This is a genomic window from Solidesulfovibrio sp. C21 (genome assembly GCF_047785625.1).
GTDB lineage: Bacteria > Desulfobacterota > Desulfovibrionia > Desulfovibrionales > Desulfovibrionaceae > Solidesulfovibrio.
In genome coordinates this window covers 1-17,382 of record NZ_JBLODY010000052.1, presented here as the reverse complement: position 1 = coordinate 17,382, position 17,382 = coordinate 1, and the positions used below count along the sequence as shown (strand labels likewise).

Here is a 17,382-nt window from a genome sequence, read left to right as displayed (position 1 = left end):
AGGAAGCCCATGAAACCGACCGATGCCGAAGTCGCCAAGCCGTTCGTCGACGCCACCAAGCACGTCCTGACCATGATGGCCCAGCTCGACCCCAAAGCCGGCAAGCCCTATGTCAAAAAAGCCGATGCCGCGGCCGGCGACGTCTCCGCCGTGGTCGGTCTGACAGGCGATCGCAACGGCAGTATTTCCATCAGCTTCTCCAAAAAATGCGCCATTGCCATAGTCAAGAACATGCTCGGCGACGACATCGCCGACATCATCCAGGATGCCAAGGACGCCGTGGGCGAGATCACCAACATGATCTCGGGCCAGGCCAGGGCGGGCCTCAGCCAGCTCGGCCTCAACCTGTCCTCGTCCACGCCGACCGTCATTTTCGGCGACAACCACACCATCAGCCACATCACCTCCGGACCGGTGGTGGCCATTCCGTTCACAACGGAACACGGGGATTTCACCCTGGAGTTCTGTTTCGAGTGACCCTGCCCGGCTGCCGCGCCCATCCGGCCACCCGGTCGGCAAGGCGACGGCCGAAGGTCGACGCCATGGTCGTCCCCGCATACGTACCGCCCAGGCCACGGGCCGCGCGTCCCGTCTTCCCCACCATCATGCGTGCAAGCAAAATCCGGCCCCTTTTAGGCGTACTCCTGCTGCTCTCCTGGCTGCCGTTTATGGCCGCGACAAGCCGGGCCGCTCTGCCCGATGCGGCCAAACCCGCCGACGACCTGCTTCCGGCCAGCCTTGAAACCGCGCTGTACCGCCTGCCCAAGGACGATCCCTCCGGCAAGGTGCTGGCCGTGTTGACCCTCGTCTCCGCCCCGGGCTGGCATGCCTATGCCGTGGGCCCGGCGGCCTCCGGGCAGTCGGCCCAGGCCTCGCTTCGGGCCGGGGATGCCGCGGCCGTGGCGCTTTTCCCGCCGGGGACGCCGCAGCCCGACGCCCTGGAACCGGATAAAAACGTGCTCGTCTACGAGGGCAGGACGTCCATCTTCGTGCCGATTTCCGAGACCATGTTCAATGCCCCGGCCCTGACCGGCACCATGCGGGTCTTTTCCTGCTCGGCCACAAGCTGCTGGCCGTCCACGCTGCCGGTTTCCATTCCGCTTTCCGGGCGCGACGTGGCGGCCTTGCCTCCGGCCGAATCCGCGCCCTGGTGGCCGCTTTTCTCGGCCCTGCGCAGCGCGGCCCTGGCCATGCCCTCGGCCGCTTGTCCCGAACCGGCCCATCCGGGCATCCCCAGGCACGACGCCCGCCAGGACACCAACGGGAATGTCGGCGCATCGCCGAACGTCACGGATCTGACGCCGCGTTTTTTCACCCCGGCCCTGGAAGTGACGGGATTGCTCAAGGCCGCCATGCTCGCCTTTCTGGCCGGGCTCATCCTCAACTTCATGCCCTGCGTGCTGCCCGTGGTCAGCCTCAAGCTGTCGGGGCTGCTGGCCATCAGCGGCGAAGAGGGCAAGGCCGAACGCCGGCGCATCCTGCGCGAGCACAATTTCTATTTCGCCCTCGGCATCGTGCTCTATTTCCTGCTCCTGAGCCTGGTGCTCGGCGCGTTCGGCCTGGCCTGGGGCGAGATGTTCCAGTCCCCGGCCCTGGCCGTGGTGGTGGCGGCGGTGCTTTTCGCCCTGTCCCTGAGCCTATTCGGGGTGTTCCACCTGCCGGTGGTGGACCTTAAAATTTCCTCGGGCGGACGGGGGCATACCCGACGCGGCGCGTTTCTCACCGGCATGCTGACAACGCTTCTGGCCACGCCGTGCAGCGGCCCCTTCCTGGGGGGCGTTTTGGCCTGGACCCTGCTCCAGCCGCTGCCCGTGGTCATGACCGTCTTCGCCGCCATCGGCCTCGGCATGGCCTCGCCGTACGGCGTGCTGGCGATCTGGCCCCGGCTGGTGCGCTTTCTGCCCCGGCCCGGGGCGTGGATGCAGGGGTTGGAAAAGGGCATGGCCTTTCTTCTGGCCGCGACCTGCCTGTATTTCCTGGCCCTGCTCCCGTCGCACCGCATCCTGCCGGCCCTGCTCGCGCTTTGGGCCACGGGCCTTGGCGCGTTCATCTTCGGCAAAAGCGGCCATCTGGCCCGGGGACGCCTGCAACACCTGGGCATGATCGCCGCCGCCCTGGTCATTGCCGGCGGCGGGCTCACCTTCGCCCTGACCTACACCCCGGCCTCGCAAGCCCAGTGGGTGGAGTACACGCCCGAGGCCTTTGCCGAACGTCTGGGCAAGGACAACCTGATACTGGATTTCACCGCCGACTGGTGCCCGACCTGCAAGCTTCTGGAACGCACGGTGCTGACGCCGGACCGGCTCACCTCGTGGTCGACCCAGAGCAAGGCGGTCTTCATGAAGGTGGATCTCACGCGCCAGACGCCGCCGGCCATGGCCCTGCTGCGGGCCCTCGGCAGCCAGTCCATTCCCGTGGCCGCCTTCTTCCCGGCCGGCAACGACGCCAAATCGCCGCTGGTGCTGCGCGACCTCTACACGGTCCGGCAGTTCGAGCAGGCCCTGGAGGAGGCCTTCGGCAACCTGACGGGGAAGCGCCTCGAGGCGAAAAATCCCTGAGCCGACGCGCCCCGGCGCATTTCGTCTTGCCCCCAATCTCCTGGAACGGGGCGCAACACCCCGGAAAAGCAACTCATCTCTTTACGCCCTCGGCGTGGATCTCCTGGCGGCCTCGCCTGTGGCGGCCTGTACCTGGGGCATGTTGCGCAAACCGACGGGGGATTGTGGGCAACCTGGAACGGGTTGGCCAAAGTTTCATAGGGACAACCATGACCGAATGCACTTTTGACAAGGATGCCTATGAAAACGCGGCATTCGACAATGCCGCTCTGACCAATAGATGCCTAGAGGACATATATTTTTATGGCTGCTCTTTTTCGAAGTCCTTGTTGCAATCCGCTCTTTTGCAAAATTGCGTTTTTGAGAAATGCAGCTTCGAAAGATGCAACCTGTCCCTGGCCAACATCGCCGACTCCAAATTTATCGACACGACTTTTAACGACTCGAAGTTGTTGGGTATCAATTGGAGCAACCGAAGCGGCATCTTCAGCGTCAGCTTTGCAGCCTGCATGCTTGACAACAACGTCTTTGTCGACATGAACTTAAACAGATACAAGTTCGACACATGTACTCTTGTGGATGCATCTTTTATAAATACGAAACTGAAATACGCTATTTTTGAAAATTGCGATCTTGACAAATGCCAATTCAATAATGCCGATCTAAGCTTTGCGGATTTTTCAACATCGAAAAATTATTACATCAATGCCACGGGCAACAAGCTGCACAAAACCGTTTTTGCACTTCCGGAAGCGGCTTCCCTTCTTGCCAATTTTGACATCACCTTAAAATAACAAGTTCTTTTCCCAAAAAGCCATCCGAAAGACTGCCGTTCGCGAGAGGGGGACCTGGCTTCCCCCGGCATCACTCGCCGTCTCCCCCGGAACCCGTTACAGGCGCTTCTTGAAGCCGGCGGATTTGAAATACCCCTGGGCCGTGTAAAACGCCTGGGCATCCTCCCGGCCGGGGCCGGACACGAGCATGAGGGAGAAGCAATCCCGCGCCCTGGCCCGGCGCTCGATTTCCGCAAGCAAACGCCGTCCCACGCCCCGACGCCTGTGCCGCGCGGCCACGATCACGTTTTCCACCACCATGAACGGCCGGCACGGACCGACCACGTCCAGGCAGACCACGCCCATGAGCGCGCCCACGAGTACGCCCTCTCCGGAGACGGCCCCGAGCAGATGGTAATCGGGGCTCGCCTCCATGCGGGAGAAGACGGCGGCCATATGCGCCGTATCCTGGGGCAGCCACGACAGGGTTTCATAGAGCCCGGCCAACGCCGGCAGTTGCTCGACCGTGATGTCCGCCACGCGCATGACAGACCTCCACAGGGTTTGCCCAAGGAGACCACAGCGCGGGCCGAAAAAAAAGGGGAACGCCCGAAGCGTTCCCCAAAATCGTCCAGTCCGTAACCGAAATGTCTACGGCTGCGCCTGAGAGGCAGGAAGCGCCGCGGGGGTGGCGGCCAGGACCTTGCCGTCCCGGGAGGATTTCTGGGCGGTCACGATCTTGAAGCCCTTGTCCAGGAGCTTGGACGTCTCGCGCAGGCGCACGCCGGCGGTGCGCGAACCGAGAACCACCGCGATCAGCCGCGTGTCGCCGCGCTTGGCCGTGGCGACGATGTTGTAGCCCGAAGCGCACACGAACCCGGTCTTGAGGCCGTCCGCGCCCTCGTAGCGGCCGAGCAGCGCATTGGCGTTGTGGCGCTGGCGGTTGTTGTGGGTGAAAAACTGCATGGAATGGATGGTGAGCGCCTTGGGAAACTGCTCCAGGTAAGCGCTGGCCAGGCGCAGCATGTCCCGGGCCGTGGTGACCTGCCCGTCGGCCGGCAGGCCATTGGGGTTCATGAACCGGGAGCGGGTCATGCCCAGGCGCTGGGCCGTGTCGTTCATGAGATTGACGAAGGCGTCGGCATTGCCGTTTTCCAGGTGCTCGGCCATGGCCATGCAGGCGTCGTTGGCCGAGGCCACGGCGATGCCCGTTATCAGCTCCGTGACCTTGACGGATTCGCCGGCGCGCAGGTGCATGTTGGAGCCGCCCTGGGAAGCGGCCCGCTGCGACACCTCGACCACGTCCCAGGGACGCAGCTTGCCCTGCCGGATGGCGTCGAAGATGATGTAGAGGGTGAGGATCTTGGTCAGGGACGCCGGGGGGATCTGGACGTCGGGATTCTGCTCGTAGAGCAGTCCGCCGGTGTTCATGTTCCACAGCATGGCCGATTTGACGGTCAGCCGCGGCACGGTGCACACGCCGATGTCGCCTTCCTCGTTCTCGGCCTCGTGCACGGCGGGAGCGACGGCCTTTTTTGCCCGGCGGGATTTTTTCGATCTTTTTTTCGTGGATGCCTTGGCCGACTTCGCCGGTTTGCCGTCCTTATGCGCGGCATGGGAAGCCTGCTTGGCCAGAGCCTGGCCATCGCCGCAAAGCGGCGCGACCACCAGGGACAGGACGGCCGCGAGGATCACCAGGAAGGTGCGAAACGAATGCTGCATGCGACGCAAGTCCTCTTAATACGCCCTGGCGCGGCCGACGCGCCCCGGGCGCAGGGCAACACGGCAATCGCGGCAGGCATAGCGTTTGCGCCTTCTACCCGCGCCGGTTTCGAATGTCAAAAGTCCGCGGCGCGGCCGTTGCGCCCGGGGCGCGCTTGCCGTAGTATCAATGGATGGCGGGGGCGAGGTCCTGACCGCGATCCGCAACCACCTGGAGCCCCGACATGGTTCGTCCGACGATTCTCCTGATTCTTTCGACCCTTTGCCTCCTGTGCGCCTGCGCGGGAACGCAAAAGGCCTCCACCCTGGAAGTGCGTACCACGGGAGATGCCCGCATCTATGGCGTCTACACGAGCGGCTCGTACGGCGGAGCCCGGCGCTAAACACAGACACATGACCGATCATTCCGACTTTCCCGATATCCAGGAACGCCTGCAAAAGCTCGAAGAAGCCTTTGCCGACCACAATTCCTACCAGTTTCGGAAAACCCTGGCCGAGCTGCGCCGGGCAACCAAGATGCGGGCCAACGCAGTGGCCCTGTCCCGGGCCGAACTGCTGGAGGCCCACAAGGAAAACGAACGCAACCGCAAGCAGTGCGTGGACCTGCAAAACAAGCTCAAGACCGTGGTCGACCGCTTCGAGGGCAGCTTTACCGCCTTCGAGAAGTTCCGCAAGGCCATCCGCGTGGTGGAGCTCATGCGCAGCCACGAGGACCTGCCCGCCATCCTGGACCGCATCCAGGACCTCTTCGGCCTGCGGGCGGTCAGCCTCATCCTCGATACGGCCGAATTCGCCCCCTACGACCCGCCCGGTGCCCGGCTGGCCGAACTGGACGCCATGCGCGAGGCCCTCGCCGGGCTCATGCCCGGGGTCGCCACGCCCGGCCCCTGCATGTGCTCCATACGCGCCGTGCCGGACCCGGAATTCTTCTTCGGCCGGGGATTTTGCGCCGAACGCAAGGTGCTCCTGCTCGGGTCCTGCTTCATCTCGCCCCTGCGCGACAAGTTCGGCCCCCAGCGCCTCATCGGCATCCTGAGCTTCTTCGATTCCAACCCCGACCGCTACACCAGCGAAAAAGGCTCGGAATTCGCCTCCCATTTCGCCGACATCCTCGGCTACACCATCGTCGACATCACGGACCGCAAGAAAGCCGAACGGCTGCGCGAGGACGTGGAGCGCATGACCCGCCACGACCTCAAATCGCCGCTGACCGCCGTGCTCACCCTGCCCCAACTCCTGCGCCGCGACGGCAACCTGACCGAGCGGCAGACCGACATGCTAAGCCTCATGCAGCACGCCGGCTACCGCATGCTCAACATGATCAACCAGTCCCTGGACCTCTACCGCATGGAAAGCGGCGCCTACGAACTGACGCCGCAAAAGGTGGACCTGCTCCCCATCCTCGACAACATCATCGGGGAACTCCACAGCGTCATCGAGGAGCACGGCCTGACCCTGGACATCCTGGTGCGCGGCGCGGCGCGTGCCGCCGGCGACACCTTCGTGGTGCGCGGCGAGGAAATGCTCCTGTACACCATGCTCTCGAACCTGGTGAAAAACGCCCTGGAAGCCTCCCCGCCGGAAGAACGCGTGACCGTGGAACTGACCGAGGGCAAGACGCTTGCCGTGGCCATCAAAAACGCCGGCGTGGTGCCGCCGCAGATCCGCTCCACCTTTTTCGAGAAATACGCCACCGCCGGAAAAAAGGACGGCACCGGCCTCGGCACCTACGGCGCGAAGCTCATCGCCGAAACCCACGGCGGTAAAATCGCCATGCACACCTCCGAGGCCGCCGGCACCGCCGTCACCGTCTTCTTCCCCAAGCCCCGCATCGCCAAGGCTCCGGCCGCGCCCGCCCCCCCCACCGCCGTCAACGCCGGCGATTAGGGGAATATTTTGGAAGAAGGAACCGGGGGGAAACTTTTCTGAAGAAAAGTTTCCCCCCGGCCCCCCTTTCAAAAGACTTTACCGGAAAACCAGGAAGCCATGGCAACGGCACCATTAGAAGATTTAGGAAAGGGAGAGCGCGAGAGGGGAGAACCCTTTGCAAAGGGTTTCCCCTCTCGCACTGTCTTCACTTCTTCCCTTCCTGAAGAACGTCAGGAACTGACGAGGCGGCTGGATCGCCTTTCGGGCGCGGCGGCCGGCAAGGTACGCGCTTTTGCCGCCGCCAGGACGGCGAAGGTGGAGATCGAACGGTTTCTGGATATGACCCCCCAGGTGACGGGGAAGCTCGAGGAGCTGACGCGCGCGCTTTTCGGGGAGCTTTTGGACGAGATCGAGGCCGACCTGACCCATGCCGTGCGCGAGATCCTGGGCCAGGACCGCACGGTGGTCTCGCGCCGGGACGTGAAAAACAGCCGGCTTTTCATCGAATTCGAGATGGAGCAGGACGGCAAGTCCGAGGACATCCTGCGCGGCCAGGGCGGCTCGGTGTGCAACATCCTGTCCGTGGGCCTGCGCCTTATCGCCCTGTCCCAGCTGGACCCGGCCAAACACCGGCCCTTTCTCGTGCTCGACGAACAGGACTGCTGGCTGCGGCCGGACCTTGTGCCGGGCTTCGTGCGGCTGATCGCGGCCATCGCCCGAAAGCTCGGCATCCAGGTGCTCTACATCAGCCACCATCCGGTGGATCTCTTCGCGGACCAGGCCGACCGGGTCTTCATCCTGCGCCCGGGCCGCGAAAACGGCCCGCGCCTGGACATCCTCTGCGACCGCGCCGCTTCAGGCGTGTCCCTGCCTCCCGTCACGGCTGATGCGTCGGCGGAAACTTCCGACGAATAGCCCTCTTTTTCCCCTGTCGCTTCAGGAAACCATCCCTTTGTCCTCCCCTGTCCCCTGGTGAAGGGGGGTCCGGGGGGCCCGTGGCCCCTCGGCGGGGTGCAGGGGCAGCGCCCCTGCCGGGACCGGGCAGAGCCCGGTGGTGGGGTTCCAGGGGAGGCGGAGCCTCCCCTGGTGCCTTTTACCCGCAGCTGCAACCGATGCAGGAGCAGCCGGGGCAGCCGCAGCCCACGGCGCTTTGGGGGTCTGTTTTGACGTGGTCGCTGTAGGCGGCGAAGGTTTCGACCGGGGCGGCCTTGGCCAGGGCGAAGAGCGAGCAAGCCAGGACCAGGGCAAGGGCCACGGTGAGGGCGCAGTGTCGCATGGGGGTATCCTTACAGGTTTTGCACCAGGAAATGCAGGATCATGCGCCGGCTGATCTCGCCGACGAGGACGCCGTTCGGATCGATGACGGGCAAGGCGGTGATGCCCTTTTCCACGATCAACTCATTGGCCATGACGAAAAGGTCGTCGGGGTGGGCAAAGGGGTAGTCCGAATCCATGAGGCTGCCCACGGTGGTGTCGGAGATGGCGGCCATGTTGTGGCGCAGGGCGTCGAGGAGTTCCTCGCGGCCGTTTAGAAGCCCGGCCTTGGCTTTCTGGTTCACGATCGGCGGCACGATGATGGAAAGGAAATTATGGATGGTGACCACGCCGAGCAGTCGCTCGCGCTCGTCCACCACGTAGGTGTTGCGAAAAATGTGCCCCATGCCGCCATACCAGATGAGCACATGCCCGACCGGCGCTTCCGGGCGGACCTTGATGAGCGTGGTGCGCATGATGTCGGCGATGATCATGTCCGCGTCGGGCTCCTTCTTGTGAAAAAAAGTACGTCAAGGATACCAAGGCATCCGTCCCGCGTAAAGCGAAGTTCGCATTGTTTTGGGCAAGATCGTCCAAGAAGGCGGGCCGAACCCGTGACAGGGTGCGGTCAAACGCAAAGGAGGTTTTGCCATGAACACGGATACCGTTTCCGCCCTGGCCGAGGGCCGGCAGATCGTCACCGTGGGTGGCGCGAAAGACGCCGCCGACCTGCCCTGGAATCCCCATCCCACCTTCGAGGGGGTGAGCCTCAAGCATCTGGTCACCGGGGCCGACACCGAAGGAGCGCTCAGTTGCCATCTGGTGCGCGTCGCGCCGGGCAAGACGCTCAAATCCCATATCCATGAGGGGCAGTGGGAGCTGCACGAGGTGGTGTCCGGGGAAGGCGTGGCCGGCATCGACGGCGCGGCGGCGCGGTACCGCCCGGGCGTCGTGGCGGTCATCCCCAAGGGGCTCGCCCATGAGGTGACGGCCGGGGAGGCAGGACTGTGCCTTTTTGCCAAGTTCTTCCCGGCTCTGCTATGACGGAGCCGGCCGGGAAACCTTTCCGGCCAAGGGAGTCAGCCATGCCGGACAGCGGACTTCGCGTGTCCCGACATCCGGCCGCGCCGGGCCTGGAAGCCGTCTGCGGCGTGGGTGTGGCGGCGGATATCGTGCGCCACGCCCACGCCCGTCTCGTTGTCGGGCTGTGCCTTGGCGGCGGGCGGCGCATCATGGCCGGCGGCGGGGTATTCGAGGCGGGGCCGGGCCAGGGGTTCGTCATCCCGCCCGGCGTGGCCCATGCCTGCGCCCCGGCCGGGGACGCGGGCCATTCGTATGTGGTGCTGGCCGCATCCGCTGCCTGCTTTCCGCCCGGACGGGGCGACGACGGGGCCGGGGAGGTCTGGCCCAGGGTATGGAGCGACCGGCAGGCGGCGCAGCTCCTTGTGACCACGGCCGAGGCCGTCTCGAAAGGGGATGCGCGGGCCCTGGCGTTTTTCGGCGCCCTGGCGACGCGCCTCGATTTGCGCCCCGCCCCCCTGCCGCCGCTCCATCCGGCCACGCGCCGGGCCAAGGCGGTCATCGACGCGGCTCCGGCCGAACCCGTCACCGTGGCCGATCTGGCCGGGCTCGCCGGGGTGAGCCCGTATCATCTGGAACGGCTTTTCCGGCGCGATCTCGGGGTGCCGCTTCTGGACTACGCCCTGTCGCGGCGGGTGGCCCTGGCCGCCTTGCGCATCGGGGACGGGGAGGCGCTCAGCGAAGCGGCCCTGGCCGCCGGATTTTGCGACCAGAGCCATCTTACCCGCCAGTTTCGCCGCCGCATGGGCGTGCCGCCCGGCAAATATCGCGTGATCCGCCGCTCGTAGGTGTTGCGACCTTCCTACACCGTGCCGAGCATGGCCACGGCCGGGCCGATGAGCGCGCAGGTGACGCCGGCCAGGATCATGACCAGACCGGCCACGGCTCCTTCCTCGTCGCCGAGCTCCCGGGCCCGGGCCACGCCCGCGCCGTGCGCCCCCATGCCGAGCATGGCCCCCCGGGCCAGGGCCGAGCGCAGGGGCAGTATCTTCAGGATCATGCCGCCAAACGACGCGCCCAAAACGCCCGTGACGATGACGCACACGGCGGCCAGATCCGGCGCGCCGCCGACTTCCTTGGCAAAGGCCATGGCAAAGGGCGTGGTGACCGAGCGCGGCAGCACCGAAAGCCTGACCCCCTCGGGCAGCCCGAGCAGGCCGGAAAGCAGCCAGGACCCGCCAAAGGCCAGCAGGCAGCCGAAAAACACCCCCATGGCCAGCGGCGGCCAGTGCCGGCGCAAGAGCGCCCGCTGCTCGTAAATCGGCAAGGCAAAGGCCACCGTGGTCGGCCCGAGCAGCATGAGCAGCCACTGCCCGCCGCGCATGTACTCGCGATAGCTCACGTGCAGCACCACGGTGAGCCCCAGGCACAACACGCAGGCCAGAAGCAGCGGCGACGTCCACCAGGCCTTCACGTAATGGTAGGCGATGCGCGACAGGACATAGGCGGCCAGGGTGGCCGTGAACCAGAAGAAGGCGGAATGTTCAGCGAACATGACGGGACCTCGTGCGAAAATGCAGTTCCACGATCAGCGCCGTGCCGACCATGACCGAGACGATGCCGACCACGATGACGGCCAGAAGCTTGAGCCCGGTCACCCCGACCAGCTCGGGATGGTCGCGCAGGGTGATGCAGGCCGGGACGAAAAAGAGCAGCATATGGTTGAGCAACCCGCCGGCTCCCCGTGAGAACCAGCGCACCGGCAGGATGTGCAGGGCCAGAAGCGCAATCATGGCGAGCATCCCCACCACGCCGGCCGGCACCGGCAGTCCGGCCATCCGCACCAACCGGTCGCACACCCACCAGAACCCGACCAGGGCCGTGGCCTGGACCACGGTCAGGGCGAAAAGCCCCACTTTGCCGGGCCAATTTTCAGGTTTTCGTTTCATGACGTTTCCTTGGGTCTGGAGATAGGCACGGCCGCGTCAGTTGTGAAATGAATTGTCAGAATAAAACCTATTCCGTATTGGAATGGGCATGGAACTGCGCAACCTGCGGGCCCTGGTGGAGATCGTGCGCCAGGGCGGCTTTACCCGGGCGGCGCGCGCCCTTTTTTCCACCCAGTCCACGGTGAGCAAAGCTGTCAAGCAGCTGGAGGAGGAATTGGGCGAAGCGCTGCTCGAACGGCTGGGGAACGGGGTGCGGCTGACCGGGGCCGGGGAGATCGTCTACGCCCGGGCGGTGGCCATGCTGGCCGAAAGCGAGCACATGGTGGCGGAGGTGGCCGACCTCAAGGGGCTCATTTCCGGCCGGCTGCGCCTGGGGCTGCCCATATTCGGCAGCGCGCGGCTTTTCGCGCCGCTTTTCGCGGAATACCGCAGCCGCCATCCCGGGGTGGAAATCGAACTGATGGAACAAGGCAGCGCCCGGCTGGAACAGGCGCTTTTGGCCGGCGAAGTGGAACTGGCCGTGTCGCTTTTGCCGGCGCCGGACGCCTTCGACTGGCAGCTCGTGCGCGACGATCCCATGATGGCGCTACTTTGGACCGACCATCCCCTGGCCGGGCGCAAGACGGTGCGCCTGGCCAGGTTCGCTTCCTCGCCCATGATTCTTTTCGAGCAGGGTTTCGCCTTAAACGCCCGCATCGAGGCGGCCTGCCGGGCCCGTGGCTTCGAGCCCATGACCGTGGCCCGTAGCGGCCAGGTGGATTTCATCATCGCGCTCGTGGCTTCGGGGCTCGGGGTGGCGCTTTTGCCGCGCATATTGACCGAGGGCCGGCCCCTTTCACCGCTTACGGCGGTGCTGGTCGACGAGACGGACCTGCGCTGGCAGGCGGCCCTCGTCTGGCGCAAGGGGGCGCGGCTTTCCCCGGCGGCCCGGGCCTGGCTGACGCTGACGCGGGAAAAGCTGCCGACCGGGGGCTTGCCCGGAACGAGCCTGGCCGGATAAGACGGAAAAAGCCGCCATTGCGGCCACAACCCACGACCGTGGGAGGATGGGCATGTTGGAGCGCTTCAAGAAACGGTCCCGGGGAGCCGGCGGGCTTGCCGCGGGCGAAAACGCCTTTCCGGCGCGGCCGACCTTTGCGCCCTGCATCATGGTCTACGCCTATGACGCCGCGTCCGTTACCGTCCGCCGCTACGACGTTCTGACCGGGAACGAGCCTGTGCTCGAGCCGGGCAAGGTCCACTGGGTGCGGGTCATCGGGGTGCACGACGAGGAATTCGTGCGCGTGGTCGCCAAACGGTTCGGGCTGCATCCGCTGCTGGTGGACGACATCCTGGACACGGGGCATCGCCCGGTGATCGAGGAGTACGAGGCCATCGTGTTCATCCTGCTGCGGCTTCTGGGCTACAACGAGGCGGACAAGCGGGTTTTGGCCGAGCAGGTGTGTCTGGCCTCGGGCGACGGCTTCGTGCTGACGTTTCAGGAGCGCGAGGCCAATTTATGGGACGCCCTGGCGGCGCGCCTGGAAAAGGGCGGCGGCAAACCGGTCCGGCGGGGACGCGAACAACTCGTCCATGCGCTGATCGCCGCGGCCCTGGACGAATACATCCTGACGCTCGGGCGGCTGGCCGAAGACATTGAGGAGCTGGAACAGCAGGTGCTTTCCGGCGCGGGCGGGGGCGACACCCTGACCGAGACCTACCGGCTCAAGCGGGAGGTGCTGTTTTTACACCGCTCCCTTTGGCCGCTTCGGGAGATGCTCAGCCGCACGCGGCCCGACGGCCCCGACGAAGTAGGAGAGGCCGATGCCGTGGCGTCGCTTTTATGGAACGACATCCGCCAGGACGTGTATCAGGTGCTCGACGCGGTGGAGACGTTGCGCGAGATGCTCTCGGAAATGGTGGGCCTGTCCATGACCAAGGCGGAGCTGCGCATGAACGCCGTGGGCCAGTACCTGACGCTCGTGGCCACGATTTTTTTGCCGCTCAATTTCCTGGTCGGCTTTTACGGCATGAATTTCGACAACCTGCCGTTTAAATCCACGGACTGGGGCGTGTACGCCCTGCTCGGGTTCATGGTGGCCACGGTGGCCGGCATGGCGATTTATTTCCGCCGCAAACAGTGGATCGCCGGAAACGGCGACGACGAGGAATAAGCCCCGCCCTACTCCCCGCCGAAAGCGTTTTCCACCGCCTCCAGGTCGCGGCGCACGGCCGCGATGTGTTCCCGGTAGGCGGCTACGAGCTTGCCGTTTTCCTCACGCTTTTGGGCCAGAAGCGCTTCCAGCTCGGCCGGATCGGACGTGCCGTATTCGGCCTTGGCCCGGGCGGAAAGCTCGGCCAGCTGGCCTTGCAGATGGGTCAGGTCCTGTTCGGCGCGGACCTTGTCGTCGCGCAGGCGTTCGTATTGGGCCTTGAGTCCCGCCAGTTCGCGCTCGAGGTGCGCGTCGGCGTCGTTTGCGGCACGGTTATTTGCCGGCATGGGTGACCTCGCGGTAAAGTTCCCAGATGACTTCCGTCTCCGGGCTTTCGGGATTGAGATTGGCGCGCAAAAATTCCCCCAGCCCCGCCCCCTCGCGGGTGCGCCGCCAGGCCAGCCGGGACAGCCCTTCCAGAAACCGGGACTTGTACTCCGGCGAGGCGGCCTCCTCGGGCGGGAATTCCTGATCCGGAAAAACCTCGGCAAAAGGGCGGTACGGCACGGGCCAGTGTTCCAGGTCGTCCGCGCCCGGCCGCCAGACCGAGGCCGCCGGCACCCGGGTCATGGCTTTGCGCGTGAATTTGAGGCGCGTGATGTTGCCGGGGTTGGCCCAGCGGGTGGCCCCGGAAACGACCGTGGGATGCGGCCGGTGCAGGTGGCCGTTTATGACCCAGTCCAGGCCGGCAATCTCGTGGATGCGGACATGGCGGTCCTCGGCGTCGGGAAAGCCGATGCCGTGGTGGGTGAGCCACACGCTCGTCTCCCCGGCCTCCTTTTCGACGGCGGCGGGCAGCGGCGAACCGTCGGGCGACGCGCCGACGACGGCCGGGCCCGTGGGGGTGACGAGGCGCAGGAACAGTCCCGGCGCGTCGAGCACCGTGACCACGTCCGCCGCGCGCAGCACGGCCAGGGACGTGTCGGGCGTAAAGCGCGCCTGATACTTGTCATGGTTGCCGACCAGGACAAAGGGATGGTGCGGCCGGAACAGCTCGATAAGCGCCACGATCAGCGTGTTGGGATTTTCGCGCGGCCAGTGGAACAGGTCGCCGAGGATCACCGGCACGAGCTTCTCCCGGACGGCATGGTCCAGACAGGCGGCAAGCTTTTGCAGCACGTCGTCCATGTAGGATTCCAGGCGCTGCATGGGGGGCGTTGCGGCAATGTGCGGATCGGGGATGCACAAGAGCCCCGTGGTCTCGATGGTGGGCAGATTCATGACGCGCCCTCCGGCTTCGTCCCGTGGGTATGCCCCGCGCCCAGGAAATCATCCGGGGTAAGCGCGCCGCCGCAGAGGGGGCAGGAGCCGAGCGCGGCCAGCCTGTCGGCGATGCGGGCCGTCAGTTCCTCCAGGGCGCGGGCCTTGGCCACGGCGGTGGTCCTGGCCGTGGAAACGGCCCGCCGGGCCGCCTGGAGCGAGGCGGCCAGAGCGGCCAGGGGCGCGAGGTCGGCCGTTTCCGGCGGCCCGGAAAGACGCGACAGGACTTTCGCCCGGCCGTCCAGGGAGCGCAACCCGCCCCGCACGGCTGTCAGATTTTGCACCAGCGCGCCAAGTCCGGCCACCTCGGCCAACTCCCCGGGCGGCGCAAGTCCGGCCACGGCGGCCGCCTTTTTTTCGGTGCGGGCAAGCGCCCCGCGCAAAGCGGCCAACTCCCGGGTCCGCCCGGCCAGCCCGGCCGTATCGGCAAGCTCCGGCGGCGCGGCCAGGGGGGCCAGCGCCCCGCCACGGCGTCCGGCCCGGTCCATGCGCCGGGAGAGCGTTTCCCTGGCGGCCACAAGCCCGGCCAAAGGCGCGGTCGGCGTAAGCTCCGGCGGGCCGGTCAGCCGGGAAAGCGCCCGGCCGGACCTTTCGCATCGGTCGATGCTCCCGGCCAGGACGCGGCGCGACGCCAGCCAACCGGCAAGATCCGAGGCCTCCCGTTCCCTGCCGGCGATATCGCCTTCCGCCGCAACCGCCTGTTCCAGGCGCAACTCCAGCTCCGGCAGCGGGGAAAGCGTGTCCAGCGAAACGGCCAGGGAGGCCAGCTCCTTGTCCAGGCGGTTCTTCTCGGTCTTGGCCTTGCGCGTCCGATCGGTCAGCAGATTCTGCATGGCGATCAGATGGGCGGCCTCGGTGGAGGCGGCGAAAAAACCGGACAGGGCCGAGCCCGGCTGGTTGAGCAGAAAAACCGGCTCGCGCTGGTTGCCGATATGTACGTCCACGGGGTCGCCGCCCTCGATGGGGACCGGAGACAGGCGCAACACGTCCAGGATATCCTCGGGCGGCGTGCGGCCGAACTTGGCGTAGACTTCCGGCTCGGCAGCGCCCGGGCGGGTCAGCTCGTAGAGGGCATACTTGGGCCGGCGCACCCAGGTGACCACCGTGCCGTCGTCGAATTCCGCCGACACCCGGGCCTCGCGGGCGCCATGGCGGATGCAGTGGCGCGGGGTCGGGTTCTGGGCCAGACAGCGCAGTCCCTCGACCACGGCGGATTTGCCGGTGTTGTTGGGGCCGGTGAGCACGGTAAGCCCGGGCGCGAATTCGAAAACCGTGTGCGCATGGGCCATGAAATCAGTAAGGACAAGGCGTCGCATCATAGCGGCCCACAAGAGCAGATACGGCCGGTTTGTTCAAGGCCCGGGAGTCGCGCGCGGCAGGGCTTTACATTCGCCCCCATCTTCCTGCAATACGGATGCAGGATACCAGCCAGGAGTGCCCATGCCCGCCCCCGACCCGACCTGTTTCGCCCCGACCGAGCGCGCCGCCGTCGAGGAAATCCGCCGCCAATTCGCGGTGCTCTCCAACCACGAGATCCCGGGCGTCCTTAACGCCGTCCCGGTCATCTCCATGGTGCTCAACCGCTGCCGCCAGGTGGTCTTCGGCAACCGAAAATTCGCCGACGCCATCGGGGTGGCGGACATCCGCGAGGCGCTCGGCAAACGGCCGGGCGAGGCCTTTCGCTGCGTCCACGCCGCCAGCGCCCCAGGCGGCTGCGGCACCGGGGAATTCTGCGTGCACTGCGGGGCCGTGCGCTCCATCCTGCTCGGTCTGGCCGGCCGGGAAAACATCCAGGAATGCAACATCAACCGCGAGGACGGCGGCAAAATCGAAGCCCTCGACCTGCGCGTGTCCTCCTCCCCCCTGGCCTTCGACGCGGAAAAATTCATCATCTTCTCCATTACCGACGTCAGCCACGAGCACCGGCGGCGCAGCCTGGAACGCATCTTCTTCCACGACATGCTCAACACCGTGGGCGGCCTCCAGGGACTCATGGAATTTCTGGTCGAAGAGGTCCCCGAAGACCTGCGCCCCGATGCCCAGCTCATCCACCGGGCCATGGCCCACCTGACCGACGAAATCACCTACCAGAAGCAGCTTCTCGCGGCCGAGACCAACGAGCTGGAAACCAATTTCAGCACCCTGCGCTCCTGCGACATGCTGGAAGTGGTGGAAGCGACCTTCCAGAACTCGGAACAGGCCAAGGGAAAACGGATCAAGGTGCGCGACGCGTGCTCGCAGGCGACCTTCGATTCGGACCCGGTGCTGTTGCGTCGGGTGCTCGGCAATATGGTCAAAAACGCCCTGGAAGCCACCTCACCGGGCGGCGTCGTGCGCCTCGGCTGTCGCCCGGGCGAAACCTGGGTGGAATTCTGGGTGCAAAACGACGCCGTCATCCCCAAAAGCGTGCGCATGCGCATCTTCAACCGCTCGTTTTCCACCAAGGGACTCGGCCGGGGCCTCGGCACCTACAGCATCAAACTCCTCACCGAACGCTACCTCGGCGGCGCGGTGGACTTCTCCTCCACCCACGAGGACGGCACCGTGTTCCGCGTCCGCCTGCCCCTCGGCGGCTAGGCCTGGGCAGGCGGACACAGGCTGGCTGGGGCGCTGCCCCAGACCCCGGCAGAGGCTCTGCCTCTGCACTCCGCCGGGAGGCCACGGGCCCCCCGGGCCCCCCTTCTCGGCTTTGGCGGGCGGAGGTTTCGCGGGTTGGCGGGGGGGCGAGAGTGGAGAAGATGGCGGCGGAATTTGCCGGGACGGTGCCGCCGCTTCGCGGCAGGCT

At 65.9% G+C, this 17,382-nt stretch carries 20 protein-coding genes; 11 read left to right on the top strand and 9 right to left on the bottom strand.

What is annotated here, in order from left to right; all coding sequences use genetic code 11:
* Nucleotides 1-9: 9 nt before the first annotated feature.
* The 3 genes from ACMZ6R_RS14545 (at nt 10) to ACMZ6R_RS14535 (ending at nt 3,352) form a co-directional block, all read left to right on the top strand.
* A complete protein-coding gene (locus tag ACMZ6R_RS14545; protein WP_416112702.1) occupies nt 10-477 on the top strand; it encodes a chemotaxis protein CheX in 468 nt (155 codons plus the stop codon).
* Between the two features lie 65 nt (nt 478-542).
* Entirely contained in the window at nt 543-2,558 is a 2,016-nt protein-coding gene (locus tag ACMZ6R_RS14540) for a cytochrome c biogenesis protein CcdA (RefSeq protein ID WP_416112700.1), read from the top strand.
* Between the two features lie 209 nt (nt 2,559-2,767).
* Nucleotides 2,768-3,352 carry a pentapeptide repeat-containing protein gene (locus tag ACMZ6R_RS14535; RefSeq protein ID WP_416112698.1) on the top strand — a complete coding sequence of 195 codons (585 nt, stop codon included), beginning with the start codon at nt 2,768-2,770 and terminating at the stop codon, nt 3,350-3,352.
* Nucleotides 3,353-3,448: 96 nt separating this feature from the next.
* Here ACMZ6R_RS14535 and ACMZ6R_RS14530 read toward each other — a convergent pair whose 3' ends face one another.
* Entirely contained in the window at nt 3,449-3,877 is a 429-nt protein-coding gene (locus ACMZ6R_RS14530; RefSeq protein WP_416112696.1) for a GNAT family N-acetyltransferase, read from the bottom strand.
* A 105-nt stretch (nt 3,878-3,982) separates the two neighbouring features.
* Nucleotides 3,983-5,053 (bottom strand): D-alanyl-D-alanine carboxypeptidase family protein, encoded by a 1,071-nt coding sequence (locus ACMZ6R_RS14525; RefSeq protein WP_416112694.1) that lies wholly within the window; start codon nt 5,051-5,053, stop codon nt 3,983-3,985.
* Between the two features lie 224 nt (nt 5,054-5,277).
* Between ACMZ6R_RS14525 and ACMZ6R_RS14520 the strand changes: the two genes are divergently transcribed.
* From ACMZ6R_RS14520 to ACMZ6R_RS14510, 3 genes are all read left to right on the top strand, one after another.
* Nucleotides 5,278-5,436, top strand: coding sequence for a hypothetical protein (locus tag ACMZ6R_RS14520; protein WP_416112692.1), 159 nt, complete (start codon nt 5,278-5,280; stop codon nt 5,434-5,436).
* 10 nt (nt 5,437-5,446) lie between these two features.
* Complete coding sequence (locus ACMZ6R_RS14515; protein WP_416112690.1) at nt 5,447-6,940, top strand: ATP-binding protein; 1,494 nt, start codon at nt 5,447-5,449, stop codon at nt 6,938-6,940.
* Nucleotides 6,941-7,039: 99 nt separating this feature from the next.
* Nucleotides 7,040-7,837 (top strand): hypothetical protein, encoded by a 798-nt coding sequence (locus ACMZ6R_RS14510; RefSeq protein WP_416112688.1) that lies wholly within the window; start codon nt 7,040-7,042, stop codon nt 7,835-7,837.
* 178 nt (nt 7,838-8,015) lie between these two features.
* Here the strand turns inward: ACMZ6R_RS14510 and ACMZ6R_RS14505 are convergent, their stop codons facing one another.
* Together ACMZ6R_RS14505 and ACMZ6R_RS14500 are read right to left on the bottom strand one after the other, a co-directional pair.
* The gene (locus ACMZ6R_RS14505) at nt 8,016-8,198 is read right to left on the bottom strand and encodes a hypothetical protein (RefSeq protein WP_416112686.1); all 183 of its coding nucleotides are present in this window, start codon (nt 8,196-8,198) and stop codon (nt 8,016-8,018) included.
* A 10-nt stretch (nt 8,199-8,208) separates the two neighbouring features.
* Entirely contained in the window at nt 8,209-8,670 is a 462-nt protein-coding gene (locus ACMZ6R_RS14500) for an HPP family protein (RefSeq protein WP_416112684.1), read from the bottom strand.
* Nucleotides 8,671-8,827: 157 nt separating this feature from the next.
* Between ACMZ6R_RS14500 and ACMZ6R_RS14495 the strand changes: the two genes are divergently transcribed.
* Together ACMZ6R_RS14495 and ACMZ6R_RS14490 are read left to right on the top strand one after the other, a co-directional pair.
* Nucleotides 8,828-9,220: a cupin domain-containing protein gene (locus ACMZ6R_RS14495; protein ID WP_416112682.1), complete on the top strand. Its 393-nt coding sequence runs from the start codon at nt 8,828-8,830 to the stop codon at nt 9,218-9,220.
* Nucleotides 9,221-9,261: 41 nt separating this feature from the next.
* Complete coding sequence (locus tag ACMZ6R_RS14490) at nt 9,262-10,044, top strand: AraC family transcriptional regulator (protein ID WP_416112680.1); 783 nt, start codon at nt 9,262-9,264, stop codon at nt 10,042-10,044.
* Between the two features lie 14 nt (nt 10,045-10,058).
* Here the strand turns inward: ACMZ6R_RS14490 and ACMZ6R_RS14485 are convergent, their stop codons facing one another.
* The gene (locus tag ACMZ6R_RS14485; protein WP_416112678.1) at nt 10,059-10,751 is read right to left on the bottom strand and encodes an LrgB family protein; all 693 of its coding nucleotides are present in this window, start codon (nt 10,749-10,751) and stop codon (nt 10,059-10,061) included.
* The gene (locus ACMZ6R_RS14480; protein ID WP_416112676.1) at nt 10,741-11,145 is read right to left on the bottom strand and encodes a CidA/LrgA family protein; all 405 of its coding nucleotides are present in this window, start codon (nt 11,143-11,145) and stop codon (nt 10,741-10,743) included. Before ACMZ6R_RS14480 ends, ACMZ6R_RS14485 begins: the two co-directional genes overlap by 11 nt.
* 88 nt (nt 11,146-11,233) lie before the next feature.
* On the opposite strand from ACMZ6R_RS14480, the gene ACMZ6R_RS14475 reads away from it, so the two are divergent.
* Nucleotides 11,234-12,145, top strand: coding sequence for a LysR substrate-binding domain-containing protein (locus tag ACMZ6R_RS14475; protein ID WP_416112674.1), 912 nt, complete (start codon nt 11,234-11,236; stop codon nt 12,143-12,145).
* 52 nt (nt 12,146-12,197) lie between these two features.
* Nucleotides 12,198-13,298 carry a magnesium/cobalt transporter CorA gene (gene corA / locus ACMZ6R_RS14470; RefSeq protein WP_416112672.1) on the top strand — a complete coding sequence of 367 codons (1,101 nt, stop codon included), beginning with the start codon at nt 12,198-12,200 and terminating at the stop codon, nt 13,296-13,298.
* A gap of 8 nt (nt 13,299-13,306) precedes the next feature.
* On the opposite strand, the gene ACMZ6R_RS14465 is transcribed toward corA, so the two are convergent.
* The 3 genes from ACMZ6R_RS14465 to ACMZ6R_RS14455 are packed head-to-tail and all read right to left on the bottom strand — an operon-like array spanning nt 13,307 to nt 15,913.
* Nucleotides 13,307-13,624, bottom strand: a complete 318-nt coding sequence (locus ACMZ6R_RS14465; RefSeq protein ID WP_416112670.1) for a hypothetical protein — start codon at nt 13,622-13,624, stop codon at nt 13,307-13,309.
* Nucleotides 13,611-14,558: a metallophosphoesterase family protein gene (locus tag ACMZ6R_RS14460; RefSeq protein ID WP_416112668.1), complete on the bottom strand. Its 948-nt coding sequence runs from the start codon at nt 14,556-14,558 to the stop codon at nt 13,611-13,613. Before ACMZ6R_RS14460 ends, ACMZ6R_RS14465 begins: the two co-directional genes overlap by 14 nt.
* Complete coding sequence (locus ACMZ6R_RS14455) at nt 14,555-15,913, bottom strand: AAA family ATPase (protein WP_416112666.1); 1,359 nt, start codon at nt 15,911-15,913, stop codon at nt 14,555-14,557. Before ACMZ6R_RS14455 ends, ACMZ6R_RS14460 begins: the two co-directional genes overlap by 4 nt.
* A gap of 124 nt (nt 15,914-16,037) precedes the next feature.
* On the opposite strand from ACMZ6R_RS14455, the gene ACMZ6R_RS14450 reads away from it, so the two are divergent.
* On the top strand, nt 16,038-17,174 hold the full coding sequence (locus tag ACMZ6R_RS14450; RefSeq protein WP_416112664.1) for a sensor histidine kinase: 1,137 nt from the start codon (nt 16,038-16,040) through the stop codon (nt 17,172-17,174).
* Nucleotides 17,175-17,382: the final 208 nt, after the last annotated feature.

Bases quoted from the DNA above. Each gene is read 5' to 3' on its own strand.
- corA (WP_416112672.1), top strand. From the start codon at position 12,198: ATGTTGGAGCGCTTCAAGAAACGGTCCCGGGGAGCCGGCGGGCTTGCC.
- ACMZ6R_RS14485 (WP_416112678.1), bottom strand. From the start codon at position 10,751: ATGTTCGCTGAACATTCCGCCTTCTTCTGGTTCACGGCCACCCTGGCC.
- ACMZ6R_RS14475 (WP_416112674.1), top strand. From the start codon at position 11,234: ATGGAACTGCGCAACCTGCGGGCCCTGGTGGAGATCGTGCGCCAGGGC.
- ACMZ6R_RS14540 (WP_416112700.1), top strand. From the start codon at position 543: ATGGTCGTCCCCGCATACGTACCGCCCAGGCCACGGGCCGCGCGTCCC.
- ACMZ6R_RS14455 (WP_416112666.1), bottom strand. From the start codon at position 15,913: ATGCGACGCCTTGTCCTTACTGATTTCATGGCCCATGCGCACACGGTT.
- ACMZ6R_RS14465 (WP_416112670.1), bottom strand. From the start codon at position 13,624: ATGCCGGCAAATAACCGTGCCGCAAACGACGCCGACGCGCACCTCGAG.
- ACMZ6R_RS14535 (WP_416112698.1), top strand. From the start codon at position 2,768: ATGACCGAATGCACTTTTGACAAGGATGCCTATGAAAACGCGGCATTC.
- ACMZ6R_RS14490 (WP_416112680.1), top strand. From the start codon at position 9,262: ATGCCGGACAGCGGACTTCGCGTGTCCCGACATCCGGCCGCGCCGGGC.
- ACMZ6R_RS14530 (WP_416112696.1), bottom strand. From the start codon at position 3,877: ATGCGCGTGGCGGACATCACGGTCGAGCAACTGCCGGCGTTGGCCGGG.
- ACMZ6R_RS14545 (WP_416112702.1), top strand. From the start codon at position 10: ATGAAACCGACCGATGCCGAAGTCGCCAAGCCGTTCGTCGACGCCACC.
- ACMZ6R_RS14500 (WP_416112684.1), bottom strand. From the start codon at position 8,670: ATGATCATCGCCGACATCATGCGCACCACGCTCATCAAGGTCCGCCCG.
- ACMZ6R_RS14525 (WP_416112694.1), bottom strand. From the start codon at position 5,053: ATGCAGCATTCGTTTCGCACCTTCCTGGTGATCCTCGCGGCCGTCCTG.
- ACMZ6R_RS14515 (WP_416112690.1), top strand. From the start codon at position 5,447: ATGACCGATCATTCCGACTTTCCCGATATCCAGGAACGCCTGCAAAAG.
- ACMZ6R_RS14480 (WP_416112676.1), bottom strand. From the start codon at position 11,145: ATGAAACGAAAACCTGAAAATTGGCCCGGCAAAGTGGGGCTTTTCGCC.
- ACMZ6R_RS14505 (WP_416112686.1), bottom strand. From the start codon at position 8,198: ATGCGACACTGCGCCCTCACCGTGGCCCTTGCCCTGGTCCTGGCTTGC.
- ACMZ6R_RS14460 (WP_416112668.1), bottom strand. From the start codon at position 14,558: ATGAATCTGCCCACCATCGAGACCACGGGGCTCTTGTGCATCCCCGAT.
- ACMZ6R_RS14520 (WP_416112692.1), top strand. From the start codon at position 5,278: ATGGTTCGTCCGACGATTCTCCTGATTCTTTCGACCCTTTGCCTCCTG.
- ACMZ6R_RS14450 (WP_416112664.1), top strand. From the start codon at position 16,038: ATGCCCGCCCCCGACCCGACCTGTTTCGCCCCGACCGAGCGCGCCGCC.
- ACMZ6R_RS14510 (WP_416112688.1), top strand. From the start codon at position 7,040: ATGGCAACGGCACCATTAGAAGATTTAGGAAAGGGAGAGCGCGAGAGG.
- ACMZ6R_RS14495 (WP_416112682.1), top strand. From the start codon at position 8,828: ATGAACACGGATACCGTTTCCGCCCTGGCCGAGGGCCGGCAGATCGTC.